Source organism: Arsukibacterium sp. MJ3 (assembly GCF_000987765.1).
Classification (GTDB): domain Bacteria; phylum Pseudomonadota; class Gammaproteobacteria; order Enterobacterales; family Alteromonadaceae; genus Alishewanella.
The window spans coordinates 24,664-38,132 of sequence record NZ_LAHP01000003.1 but is presented as its reverse complement, the minus strand read 5'-3'; the positions used below and the strand labels follow the sequence as shown (position 1 = coordinate 38,132).

Here is a 13,469-nt window from a genome sequence, read left to right as displayed (position 1 = left end):
AATTGTTTATTCTCTATTAAATTTCATTTAAGGAGCAAATAGTGTCTATATTATCTGATAAAAAAGAATTAAAGAAAGCGGCTAAAGAATTAACGCTGGTAAAATTAACTGATGTTATTGAAACTTTAAATAGCGTAATGGCTGAGCGGCAACAGGAAGTTGAGGTTATCGCTCGGGTTGAACAATATGCCAAAGATCAAGGTTTTACCATGGAGCAATTGGGTTATAAACAAAGTAGTGATGTCGTTGTAGCAGAGCACAGTGAAGCCAGTAGCGTTAAACGTCCGGTAAAACCTAAATTTAAAACGATTAACAAAGACAGTCAGTTTTTCTATGTTGAGAATGGTCAGTTACAGTTACTGCGGACTCACACTATGAAAAAAGGCTTACAACAGCGCGGAGTTCAGGTAATGCCTCTTGCGAAAGTTGATAAAAAGTTTGCCAAAGACATTGACACTCTTATTGCAGATGCTACGTTACAAGCTGTTGAGAACTTTAATTCAAAAGTGTTAATTTGGAATGAGTGGGCAGTGGCAAACGGCGCTGAGATTTTAGACAAACGCTAAGTCTGAAATGTACAAAGGGTTACTTTTTAATACAAAAACCGGCTATGTAGCCGGTTTTTCATACTTTAAAGATAACGGCAATGCGCGCCACTGTTAGCCACTGTTAAGGCTGTGCATTTAGTGACTGACCATTTACTGCCTGGCTGTCATCGGCCATTAAATACAAATACAACCACATTAAATCAGCCGGGGTTTTTAAGCGTGCCGGGTTTTCACCCGGATAAGCCTTTGCACGCATGGCGGTGCGGGTGGCGCCCGGATTAATGCAGTTTACGCGGATGGTACTGTTTGCATATTCATCAGCCATTACCTGCATAAGGCCTTCAGTGGCAAATTTTGAGACCGCATAAGGGCCCCAATACGCCTTACCTGCGCGGCCAACCCCGGAAGAGGTAAACACCACTGATGCCAAAGGTGCTTTTTTAAGCACGGGCATTAATGCCTGAGTCATCAGCATGGCGGCTGTGACATTAATGTGCATAATATCTTGCCAGCTGGCGAGATTAATATGCTCAAACGGGCTTAACACCCCTAGCAAACCGGCGTTGTGTAATACGCCATCGAGTTGGCCAAACTCGCGGGCAATAGTCGCTGCCATATCCGTATAATGTGATGCGGTAGCCCCTTTTAAGTCCAGTGGCACAATGGCCGGCTCGGCGCCGTTAGCGGCTATAATTTCATCATATACTGCTTCAAGTTTCTTTACTGTTTTACCCAGTAAAATTACTGTGGCGCCATACCGCGCGAATGTTAAGGCCGCACAGCGGCCAATGCCGTCACCAGCTCCGGTAATTAAAATAACTTTATTCTTTAAGGCCTCTGCAGGCGCAGTGTAGTTATGCATGTATTCTAACCTGTAAGCACTGAAAAACGGCGCAAGCATACGCTTAAATCAATTATTTTGCATCTTTCTTGCTATCAACTGTATTTTTGCGCTAGCGATCTGCCAGACTTTGAGTTAACTTTAACTGGTCGTAGCTGTTCAACAGGGGCAGCCACTTTACACTAATAAGAATTCGTAATAAGCGAAGCAACGTTATTGCTTTGCAATAAAAAAATAAGCGTTTAAGGACGGGGAGACAATATGAAAAAGCTTGCTATTAGTATCGCTGTTGCGGCAGCGGTCGGCCTGGCTGGTTGTGGTGATTCATTAGAAGATATAAAGCAGGATGTTGCTGAGCAAGGTGCGGTTGCACCGGCTTCCAGAGTAGTATTCGACCCAACTGCGGGCAGGGTGTCGGTACCAAATGATTTACTGTTTCAGGGAACTACCGACGGTACATTAACCCTGGACAGTGGTGCTAACCCGGATTATACCAACCCGCAAGTAGCACTAGGTGCACTGGATGGCTGGTCAACACAGAATCCTTTTGCTATTGAACTGAGTTTTGCCGCTGGTGTAACTTTAGATGCCGCTACTGCTCAGCGGCCGGGCGCAGTGCGGGTGTTTAAGGCATTAATGGGTGACCCTTCGTCACCAGAAGCTTCTTGTACTGCAGTACCACGTGGTGCTGCCTGCCAAATTATTGAAGAATTACAGTTCGGTCGGGACTTTATCACAGCAGGGCGTGGTAATAGTGTGGCCGTTATACCATTGAGACCACTTAATAACGCCACCACGTATTTACTGGCTTTAACCAGCATACTTGAAGACAGCAATGGCGAGTCAATTAAACCGTCTACTGCTTATGAATTGGTAAAACAGGACGCGGCTACCTTGCCACTGGCTACTGCCTCGCAGCGTGGTTTGCAAGCTGTGATCAACAGTTTTGAAAATGTTATGGTGCGGGACGAAGGCTTAGATAAAGATAACATTATTTATACTGCTGCCATTACCACTCAGTCGGTGGGCGCGGTGTTGTCTACCTTAAAACAGTTGATGGCATCACCGACGCCAACGGGATATGGTCCATCGCCACTAGTGGTAAATAATACCGGTTTAACCGTATCACAGTTAAACCCTGCTTTTGCCGGTAACCCGGCTTTTGGCATTACCCGCTATTACACGGGTTCATTAAATCTGGCTTATTATCTTGGCTTACCCACGGAAGCTAACCCAACCGCGCCATTGAATACCCGCTGGACGGCGCGCTGTGACAGTGGTGCTATTATTGCGGCGTTGCCACCGGCCATGAAACCTGCCACGCCGGTATCTGAAAATGATGGTGCCTGTCAGGCATTTAGCGGTGGTGCTTTGCGTGACTTAGGGGTTGACTCTGCCCGTCACCTGACAAAGTTTAATACCATTCCAAAAATAAATGGTTATCAAACAGTTGATGTACAGATGACCGTGCCTGATGCCAATGTCATTCCGATGCCTGCTACCGGCTGGCCCATTGTAATTCTGCAACATGGTATTACTTCACGTCGCTCTGATATGTTGGCCATTACCGGCACTTTAGCCTCACAAGGCTTTGCTACTGTTGCCATTGATCACCCCTTACACGGCAATCGTGGTTTTGGTCCAATAAACGCCAGTAGCGGTAGTGCTACGGTGTACATGAACCTGAGTAACTTATTAGTTACCCGCGATAATCTGCGGCAAAGTATTGCCGATATGCTGGCACTGCGTTTAGCCCTTAACTTTGTGCAAGGCGTTGATTTAGACACCAGTCGTGTGCAGTTTTTAGGCCATTCGTTAGGTGGCATTAGTGGTACTTCTATGGTGGCACTGGCGAATACTACAACCGGTATACCCGCTTTAGATGCGCTATACAGTGTAGAAACTGCAGTGTTAGCAATGCCAGGTGGCGCTGTGGCCAATTTCCTGCTTGATTCTGCATCGTTTGGTCCGTTAATTAAAGCCAGCGTTATGTTGGGTGCGGGTGGTGAGTTAACGAATCAGTTTGTAGGCTATGTTGCGGCTAATACCAGTTGCGGCATGCCTACGGCAGAAACTGCTGCCGCATATCCAGCTTGCGCTGCGCCGGTAGTAAATGCTTATTTGATGACCTTAACTGAGCCTGCAAATGCGGCTCAGCAACAGCGGGTAGCTGCTACTTTAACCCAGTTTGCGTTTGCCGCACAGACGGTAACGGATGCGGGTGATCCCAATAACTACGCAGAGCGGTTGGTTAATAGCGAAACGCCGGTTTACATGATTGAAGTAGTGGGAGATGGTGCTAATAATCTGCCGGATCAAGTTATTCCAAACGGTAATTTTAATCCGCTAGCGGCGTTAGCGGCGGGTAAAATGCCATTAGCCGGTACAGAGCCGTTGGCTCGGTTGTTAGGTGCAATTAGTGTGCCTGCCAGCGCCGGTGGGCTAGGTTTAAATGGTAACAATGCGATAGCGCGCTTTAGTACTGGCAATCATGGTTCTATTTTAAGTCCGGTATCCAGCCCTGCAGCAACCGTTGAAATGCAAACACAGAGTGTGACCTTCTTCTTAAACAGAGGTCAAGGTTTGTTTGTATCTAACCCAACGGTATTAGCCAGCGGTAATTAATTTTATTGTTGCACTGTTTTTAAGCCCGGTTGCAAATGCACCGGGCTTTTTCTTTTGCTTAATCCAGATAGAATAACGATATTCAAACAAACAGGAGTATAACTTTGGCATTTTTATTGGAATACGGTATGTTTTTGGCAAAGGCAGCAACCATTGTCTTTGCTATCGCTTTGGTGGTGGGTATTGTGGTGAGTGCTAGCCACAAGCCTAAAAGTAAGAAAGGTCAGCTGGAATTTACTGATCTGGGTAAACACTATCAGCAACAAACTGCAGAGTTACAACAACGCTTACTTGACAAAAAAGCCTTTAAGCAGTGGCAAAAAGTACAACAAAAAGCTGACAAGCGGCAAATAGCGGAGCGACCTTGCCTATTTGTGCTTGACTTTAATGGCTCGATGGATGCTCGCGAGACCGATTCATTGCGCGAAGAGGTTACTGCGTTACTCGCTGTTGCTAAACCACAAGATGAAGTTTTGCTGCGGCTGGAAAGTGGTGGTGGTGTGGTGCATGGGTATGGCCTGGCTGCCTCACAACTGGATCGGATCCGCCAGCAGAATATTAGCCTAACCGTGGCGGTGGATAAGGTTGCTGCCAGTGGTGGTTATATGATGGCGTGTATTGGCAATAAAATTTTAGCTGCGCCATTTGCCATTCTGGGCTCTATCGGCGTTATTGCGCAGTTGCCCAATTTTCACAAGTTATTACAGAAAAATCATATCGACTTTGAACAGTTTACCGCCGGTGAATTTAAACGCACGGTAACACTTTTTGGTGAAAATACAGATAAAGGCCGGCAAAAGTTTCAGCAAGAGTTGGAAGACACGCATGATTTGTTTAAAACCTTTGTACAACAGCACCGACCGCAGTTAACTATTTCGAAGGTGGCTACCGGCGAGCATTGGTTTGGCTATCAGGCGCTGGAGCTTAACCTGGTTGATCATATTCAAACCAGTGACGATTACGTAATGGCAAAACTACCCAGCCATCGTTTGTTTACGGTGAAGTACCAGCTAAAAAAAGGCCTGGCAGAAAAGGTCGGTATCGGCTCAGCCAATGTGCTGGCGCTATGGTGGCAAAAGCTGGTGCATCAATATTGGCAGCGTTAATCAAGGTGTTAAACAATAAAAAAACAGGCTATTAAGCCTGTTTTTTACTGTTATTTTTTAGGAGGTGAATTAACGCAAATGATGAAAATCAACGCTTTCATCCTTTAAACCGGCATTTTCATCATCAAATACCGCCTGGTCGAATTGCTTCTCACTTTTACCAACCACACATGACACCATTGCATCACCGGTAACATTCACTGCAGTGCGGGTCATATCCAGCAGCCGGTCAACGCCAATAATTAATGCAATACCTTCAACCGGTAAGCCTACTTGCTGTAATACCATGGCCAGCATAATTAAACCAACCCCAGGTACCCCAGCAGTGCCTATCGAGGCTAAGGTAGCCGTTAAGATAACCATCAGGTAATCGCCTATGGTTAAATCCACTAAAAATACCTGAGCAATAAATACCGTAGCAACACCCTGCATAATTGCCGTGCCGTCCATATTAATGGTGGCACCTAATGGCACAGTAAAAGAGGCAATGCTATTTTTAACACCCAGTTTTTTAGTTACCGTTTCCATCGTTACTGGCATGGTGGCATTGCTGCTAGAGGTACTAAAGCCAAATAAAGCAGCATCACGCATCTTTCGTATAAATATTAACGGGTTTAAACCGGTGAGTAATTTCAGAATAATGCTGTAACTGACCAGTCCGTGGAACAACAATACCGTTAGTACTACCCCAAAATACTTTGCCAGGCTGGCAATGGTTTCAAAACCCAGAGTGGTGAACAATTTAGCCATTAAGAAAAACACGCCATAGGGCGCTAAATTCATCAGAATGTTGACCAGTTTCATTATTACTTCACTAAGATCAGTAAATACCATCGCCAAACGCTCACCAGGTTTACCGCTTAACGCCATGGCTAAACCAAACAACACGGCAAATACAATAATTTGTAGCATATTGCCTTGAGCCATCGATTCAATTGGATTACTGGGAAAAATATTGATAAATACCTGAGCCAACGATGGCGCTTCTGAAATGTCAAAGCTGGCATCTGATTGCATGGCAACGCCTTTGCCGGGGCCAACGACTATGGCTGCTGTCATCGCCAGGCTAATAGCAATTGCCGTGGTAATAAGGTACAGGCCAATAGTTTTACCGCCAAGCCTGCCCAAAGACGACGTATCAGACAACGAACAAGTACCACACACCAGCGATACAAATACCAGTGGTACCACTAGCATCTTTAAGCTGGCAATAAAAATTTCACCACCAACATGAAAGACGCCATCGATAAAAAAGGCTTTTAATGGCATGGAAAAGCCAAAAAACACCAGTTCTCGCTCTTCCTGACCAGCCAGAATAGCTTTAAAAAAGAAACCAACTAAAATACCAGCAACCATGCCGATAACAATACGGGCAGTTAACCCTAGTTTTTTATTATTGCTCATTGTAATGTTATATATCAGTGCAGAATATTGCTAAGACTATCAGTTTGCAGTGCTATTGGGCAGGGCACAGTAAAACTTTTTTAAAATTGCTGTGACGTAGCGATAATTAATGGTTTAAGATGCAATTAACAAAAACTATATATAAAACAGCTAGGGAGAGTTTTCATGCGGAACATCCGGCAACTTCTTGTTGCATTAATGATTACATCGCTGGCCGCCTGCGGCGGCGGCGGTACTTTGGACAATAACAACTCGGGCGGCGGCACCGGTGGCGGCGGTTCTGGTGGTGGTGTAACAGATAATTACACTCTTACTGTTGCTCTTATTAATTCTGCCGGTGAAGAAGTTCGCCAGGTCACTACAGCATCTCCAGGTAAACTCAGGGCTAGCCTAAGAAAAAACAACCAACCACTTGAGAATCAACTAGTCAAATTTACTCTGGATGGTAATGTTGGTAAGCTTTCACCAGAGGAGGGCAGTGCAAGAACTGATGAAAATGGTGTTGCAGAAATTCAACTGCAAGCTGGTGAGAATTCAGGGTCTGCTCAAGTCATTGCGACTTATCAAGTTTCAACAGATCAAACAATATCTTCCAATGCATTTGTGTTTGATGCTTCTGTGCTAGGTGGATTATCTGCTGAACTATCGGTAAGCTTGTTAAAACATGATGGTACCGTGGCTCGTGAGGTTTCTCATTTTTCTCCAGGTATTGCTGAAGCTAAATTGCTTGTTGATGGTCAGCCAGGTGCTTTTCAACTTATAAAATTTGAGCTAGGTTCTTTGGGTGTTTTAAACCCAATTAACGGCTCTGCAATGACCGATATCAATGGCATTGCACGTGTCGACTTAATTGCTGGCATAGAAGCGGGTGCTGGTACTCTTACTGCTACTTTTGCCACTGCAAACAATTTGGTGGTAAAATCCGATTCTTTCGTATTTTCTACTGCTGGTGATACGCCTGTTCAAGGCGACGAAACAGCTTATAGCATTAACTTAACTATGACTAACCAAGCTGGAAATGTGATCAGTCAGGTTTCAAATTCTCAACCCGGTATAATTGTTGCCGTCATTAGAAATAGCTTAGGCCAGCCAGTAGTTAATGAAGTTGTATCTTTTACTTCAACTCTTGGACGAATTCAACCAGCCTTTGGTACTGCTTTAACTAACGAACAAGGTGAAGCAACGGTAACATTGACTGCAGGTACTATTTTTGGTGCAGGTTCTATTGAAGCAAGTTTTCAAGCTAAAAGTCAAAGCCTAGGATTTACATCTTTGGGTGATGAAGTTATTAGTTCATATGTTTTATCATTAACTTTAAAAAATAATTCTAATGTCGATATTCGGACTATTTCTAGGATTGAGCCTGGTAAGGTACAAGCGACATTGAGTCTTAACGGTTCACCGGTTGCCAACCAATTAGTTAGTTTTAGCCTAAGCTCAGGAATAGGCCAATTATCCCCTGTTAGCGGTACTGCTAGAACCAATGGTCAAGGTATTGCTGAGTTAAGTCTTTTGGCCGGTCAGGTTGCAGGTACTGGTCAGATAAATGCGGTCGTAGCAATTCAAAATGAAACTATTCAGTCCCTACCGTTTGTATTTGATTCTCTAGGTGATGATCGGGTAATAAGTGCACTGACGTTAAGCTTATTGGATGAAAGTAATCAGTTAGTACGTGATGTTGCTTTCGCAACACCCCGCCTGCTAACCGCAACGGTAACTGAAAATGGGACTCCAGTTCCGTTCAAATTAGTAACATTTAGTGTTGAAGGTGCAGGTGAAATTAACCCGACAACGGGTCGAGCGATGACTGATGCTAACGGTGTGGCGCGGATTGATCTTCGTGCTGGTTTTATCGCGAGTGCGGGTGAAGCCCAAGCACGCTTTACGAATAGCGCAGGTGCACAGATCGTATCTGATGTTTTTGTGTTTACATCTGCAGGTGACACTCCGCTTCCAGGTAATAATCTTAATTTTACCATTGATCTAACATTAAATAATGCTGCAGGAACTGAAATAACTGAGATATCGCAAGCTAATCCTGGTTCAGTTACTGCGCGTATTCTGGATAAGGACAATCAAGCGGTAGTTAATCAAGTAGTTAGTTTTACGAGTACACTTGGACGTATTCAACCCGCTTTTGGTACAGCCTTGACGAATGTAAATGGTGAAGCTCAAATCATCTTAACGGCGGGTACTTTAGAAGGTGCTGGCACGTTGACTGCACGTTATCAAGCGGTTGAACAGACAATAAGTTTCTCAACTAAAGGTGACGAGATTCAAAGTAAGTACTTAATGACTCTAACCATGGTTGATTCTTCAGGCATTACTACCAGAAACGTTAGCAAGGATAATCAAGGCTCTTTGTTAGCGACATTAACATTTGATGGTATTCCATTAGAAAACCAGTTAGTTGCTTACGAACTAGCGAATGATGTCGGTGAAATTATTCCATCTGTTGGTACCGCAAGAACTGATAATTCTGGTGTTGCACAGATTCAGTTGTTTGCTGGTAATGTGCCTGGGGCAGGTATCGTTTTTGCAACATATCAAGCAGTTGATGAAGTGGTGAGTTCACTTCCTTATGTTTTTGAATCAAATGGTGACCAATCAGCTGAGACTATTATTACTGCCGAGGTAGTTGAGGCAGCAACTGATAATGTGGTACGCGATGTTAATTTTGCAAATCCTCGCAGAGTAAAAGTATCATTAATTCAAGGTGGTTTGCCTTCCGCTTTCAAATTGATTTTAGTGGAATCTCGTTTTGCTGGTCTGGTCAACCCCTCATCAGGGCGAGTTATGACAGATGCTACTGGTATAGCTTATATTGACTTACTTGCTGGGACAGTGGCTGGTGCTGGCGAAATTGTTGCACAATACGTAACTTTAGCAAATGTAACAATTGTTAGTGAAACTTTCACTTTTACCAGTGCAGGTGATACTCCGCTTCTAGGCAACTCGCCAGAGTTTACTATTGGCTTAAGCTTAATTTCTAGTGTTACGGGTACTGAAACTAGTGAAATAAGTGCCGCTAATAGTGGTCAAGTTGTAGCAATGGTACTAAACGATGATGGTGACCCAGTTATAAATGAAGTCGTAAGTTTTAGCTCAACTCTTGGAAGTTTGCGACCTTCTACAGGTACTGCATTAACTAACACTTTGGGTGAAGCAAGAATTAATCTTGTTGCTGGTACTGCTGAGGGAGCAGGGACCGTAAGTGCTCAATATCAGGGTGTTTCAGCTGCAATTGGCTTTTATACCAGAGGAGATGAAGTTGATCCGAATCAAGTTACAGCCAGCATTAACTTTAGACTTCTTACCGATTGTCCGGTTGATTTTAGAGCGACCCGAAACCCTAATAGCTGTATTGAAGCAACCAGTATCTCAGCCGAGAAACCAGGTATCTTATACATCGAAGTAACGCGTGAAGGCTCAACGACACCATTGGCTCAAACTTTAGTGTCTGCCACAACCACTATTGGATCTATAAGCCCAAGAGCGGGTACGGCTATTACCGATGAGAATGGTATAGCATTATTAGATTTAGTTGCAGGTCGTGATGTTGGTGCGGGTGAGGTTTCGGTAACTGCTATAAACACCACCAGAACTAAAGCCTTTGAAATTGGTGCCGTCGATGTAGATATAGTTGTTACGTCTAGCCTAGCTGTCGGTGAAACATTAGCTGCTGGATCGTCAACTCTAATATCAGTTGATATTTCAAGAAGTGGTATGCCTTACATGCCACCATTAGGGGTTGAGTTTACTTCAGGTTGCGTTCAAGCCGGCCTTGCCGTTATTGATCAAGCCGTAACGAGTATTGGTGGTGTTGCTCGTTCTACCTATCGTGCATCAGGTTGCGTTGGTGCAGACTTAATTACTGCAACTGTTATAACAGGCGGTAATACTGTTAGTGGCACTGTTGTTGTGAATGTGTCTGAAGCTGCAATAGGTTCAATTGAGTTTTTAGATGTATCAGCACCACTATTGGCGTTAAAAGGCACTGGTGGCGCTAACCGCACTGAAACGTCTATTGTTCGTTTTCGTTTAATTGATGCAAATGGCAATGCTGTAGCGGGTAGACAAGTCAATTTCTCTTTGGCAACAGCTGTAGGTGGGTTAGAACTGGCTCAACTTAATGGCTTTACCAATATTGATGGTATTGTCCAGACAGTCGTTCGTTCTGGTATCGTTCCAACGCCAACCAGAGTCATAGCCCGCAGTGAGCAGACGATTGCGAGTGGTATCGTTGTAGTAACCGCTCCATCAGATGTGCTAACGGTTAGTACCGGGTTAGCGGATCAAAATAGCTTCTCGTTATCGCGTTCAGCATTTAACGTTCACGGTCTTAATTTCGATGGTAATGAAGTCGATGTAACCATCTTTATGGCTGACCACTTTAACAACCCTGTACCGGATGGCACAGCCGTTAACTTTGTTGCAGAAGGTGGATCCATAGAACCAAACTGTACAACCTTAAATGGCCGTTGCGACGTTAAATGGCGCAGTCAAAATCCAAGGCCATTTACAGTTGGTTTTACAAACACGATTATCGATAAATGTGATGCTGGTAAGCCTTGTCCTTACGGCATTGTTAGAGATGATGGTATAACTTTTGATCAACCATTAGGAGGAAGAGCAACTATTCTCGCCTATTCAATTGGTGAGGAGTCTTTTACCGATCTAAATGGTAATGGCCGGTTTGATCAAGGTGAATTTGTTATTGCTTATGACTTAACTGAAGCATTCATTGATAATAATGAAGATGCTAAGTTTCGTGGTGATAGTTGTGATGATGTAGCGAACCCTTGTTCACCAACTTCCCCTGAGGGTGATCAGTTTGAAGAGTTCGTGGATTACAATACTGACGGTATATTTAATTCGGCAAACGGAAATTACAATGGATTGCTATGTCGTCAAGAAGACGAAACGGCAGGATTATGCAGTCGTGAATTAGTAAATGTTTTCCAGAACCAAGAAATAATTATGTCTGGTGATCAAGCTTTTTTCCGATTAACAACCTATGCTACAGATTGTAATGCAATACCTGGAGTAACAGCACGTTCTGTCAGAGTTAATAGCAACTCTTCAAGCCCAGAAGTATTTGAGGTAAGAGGATCAACTGTTGGCCGTAAAATGTGTGAAGTAAGTTCAATAGATTTAAGTTCTGGTAGTGGTGCAGACTCAGTTTCGTTACTCTTGTTTATAGCTGATTTGTACAATAATCCATTACCAGTTGGTACTTCAGTAGATGTTAGCGTAGATAATGGTGTATTAGTCGGCTCAGACAGCTACGCATTCCCTAATACCACTAGTCGAGTACCAGTAAGTTTATCCTTCGCAATGACCCAGGAACCTGCTGGTCAGGGTAATAATAAACTGAGTGGTTTCTTAACTATAGATGTTACGGCACCATCGGGTTTAACAAGTTCATTGTTAGTGCCGGTCAGTGATGATAGGTAAATAATGGTTAAATACATTAGAGGAGCCGATAGGCTTCTCTAATGATTACAAAACAAAAACCGCCAGCTGGCGGTTTTTTTAATGGCTAAATTTACTTAACGCTGGAACTGATAAACTGAACCTAAATGCAATATTTGGGTTAACTCATCCAGCGCTGCCCGTGACTCTTTAAGCAGTTGCGGATCAGCTAAGTCTGCTTCTGCTATCTGGTCACGATAGTGCTTATCAACCCAGTTATTCAGGGTAGCAAACAGCTGGTCATTCATTAGTACATGCGGGTTAACTGCCTGGTGCTCTTGCTCACTTAACGCAACCCGTAATCTTAAGCAGGCCGGGCCGCCACCGTTACGCATGCTTTGTTTTACATCATAATAATGCACATGTTTTATTGGCGTGCCACGGCCAGTTAGTTCGGCTAAATATCGGCCTACAGCTGGGTTGTCCTGGCATTCTGTTGGGGCAATAATGGCCATTTCACCATTGGCTAAGGTAACAACCTGGGTATTAAACAAATAGGTATTAATTGCTTCTTGTACTGATACCTCATTATCGTTCACTTCAATCAGGAACAGTTCGCTGTCATTGCCAAATTTGCGTCGTAGTTCATCCAGTTTATTGTTGGTGTCAACAAAAGCTTGCTGATGGTAAAACAACACATTCTGGTTGCCCACCGCAATCACATCGTTATGAAAAACACCCTGGTCTATAACGTCCGGGTTCTGCTGCATATAAACCACGTGATCATGGCTTAAGCCGTGCAGGCGAGCGACAGCTTCGCAGGCTTCTAATGTGTGCCTGGCCGGGAAACGTTTCGGTGCCGCTTTAGTTTGATCGAACGCATAACGACCAAACACAAACAGCTCTACACCTTTTTTGCCGTAATCGCTGCATAGTCTGGTATGATTCGCTGCGCCTTCATCTCCAAAATGATCATTGTCAGGTAAATGTTGGTGATGGGCAAAATGTGCAGGATCGGCAAACATAGCTTGTAATATTCTGCCGGTAGTTTGTGGTTCGAGTGAGCGGTGAAACTTATTAGTTAAATTTGCCGGGGTAAAGTGCACTTTATTATCGGCAGTATCGGCACTGGGTGAAATAGTGGCAGCATTGGCCGTCCACATACTAGAAGCCGAGCAAACCGCCCTAAATACCGCTGGCGCTTGTTTTGCTGCGGTGGCAATGACATCACTGTCTGAACCAGTAAAGCCAAGGCGGCGTAGCGTGTATACGTCAGGGCGCTCCTGTGGTGCCAATACGCCTTGCACTAAACCTAAGTCTTGCAGCGCTTTCATTTTCTGCAAACCTTGTTTTGCAGCTTGTTTTGGGTTGGAAGTGTTGTTAGCGTTAGATAACGACGCCACGTTACCGACAGATAAGCCGGCATAGTTATGGGTTGGTCCTACCAGACCATCGAAATTTGCTTCAAAGTACTTCATTTTTGCTTTATATCCTTCTGTTGGAAGGGGCACTGTTTTTATTATTGTTACG

General features: G+C 44.0%; 7 protein-coding genes. 4 read left to right on the top strand and 3 right to left on the bottom strand.

Features of this window, described 5'->3' with window-relative positions:
* Positions 1-41 precede the first annotated feature (41 nt).
* On the top strand, positions 42-566 hold the full coding sequence (locus VT06_RS02985; protein ID WP_046552795.1) for a hypothetical protein: 525 nt from the start codon (positions 42-44) through the stop codon (positions 564-566).
* A 103-nt stretch (positions 567-669) separates the two neighbouring features.
* Here the strand turns inward: VT06_RS02985 and VT06_RS02980 are convergent, their stop codons facing one another.
* The gene (locus VT06_RS02980) at positions 670-1,410 is read right to left on the bottom strand and encodes a YciK family oxidoreductase (protein ID WP_200897894.1); all 741 of its coding nucleotides are present in this window, start codon (positions 1,408-1,410) and stop codon (positions 670-672) included.
* A 240-nt stretch (positions 1,411-1,650) separates the two neighbouring features.
* Here VT06_RS02980 and VT06_RS02975 point away from each other — a divergent pair, with 240 nt between their 5' ends.
* The gene (locus VT06_RS02975) at positions 1,651-4,014 is read left to right on the top strand and encodes a VolA/Pla-1 family phospholipase (RefSeq protein WP_046552793.1); all 2,364 of its coding nucleotides are present in this window, start codon (positions 1,651-1,653) and stop codon (positions 4,012-4,014) included.
* 104 nt (positions 4,015-4,118) lie between these two features.
* On the top strand, positions 4,119-5,120 hold the full coding sequence (sohB, locus tag VT06_RS02970) for a protease SohB (protein WP_046552792.1): 1,002 nt from the start codon (positions 4,119-4,121) through the stop codon (positions 5,118-5,120).
* A gap of 69 nt (positions 5,121-5,189) precedes the next feature.
* On the opposite strand, the gene VT06_RS02965 is transcribed toward sohB, so the two are convergent.
* Positions 5,190-6,524, bottom strand: coding sequence for a dicarboxylate/amino acid:cation symporter (locus tag VT06_RS02965; RefSeq protein ID WP_046552791.1), 1,335 nt, complete (start codon positions 6,522-6,524; stop codon positions 5,190-5,192).
* Between the two features lie 165 nt (positions 6,525-6,689).
* Between VT06_RS02965 and VT06_RS02960 the strand changes: the two genes are divergently transcribed.
* A complete protein-coding gene (locus VT06_RS02960) occupies positions 6,690-11,981 on the top strand; it encodes a hypothetical protein (RefSeq protein ID WP_052750153.1) in 5,292 nt (1,763 codons plus the stop codon).
* A gap of 95 nt (positions 11,982-12,076) precedes the next feature.
* Here the strand turns inward: VT06_RS02960 and astB are convergent, their stop codons facing one another.
* Positions 12,077-13,417, bottom strand: coding sequence for an N-succinylarginine dihydrolase (gene astB, locus VT06_RS02955; protein ID WP_046552790.1), 1,341 nt, complete (start codon positions 13,415-13,417; stop codon positions 12,077-12,079).
* Positions 13,418-13,469: the final 52 nt, after the last annotated feature.

Excerpts from the sequence above, each read along its gene's own strand:
- VT06_RS02980 (WP_200897894.1), bottom strand. The coding sequence starts at position 1,410 with ATGCATAACTACACTGCGCCTGCAGAGGCCTTAAAGAATAAAGTTATT.
- VT06_RS02975 (WP_046552793.1), top strand. The coding sequence starts at position 1,651 with ATGAAAAAGCTTGCTATTAGTATCGCTGTTGCGGCAGCGGTCGGCCTG.
- VT06_RS02965 (WP_046552791.1), bottom strand. The coding sequence starts at position 6,524 with ATGAGCAATAATAAAAAACTAGGGTTAACTGCCCGTATTGTTATCGGC.
- VT06_RS02960 (WP_052750153.1), top strand. The coding sequence starts at position 6,690 with ATGCGGAACATCCGGCAACTTCTTGTTGCATTAATGATTACATCGCTG.
- astB (WP_046552790.1), bottom strand. The coding sequence starts at position 13,417 with ATGAAGTACTTTGAAGCAAATTTCGATGGTCTGGTAGGACCAACCCAT.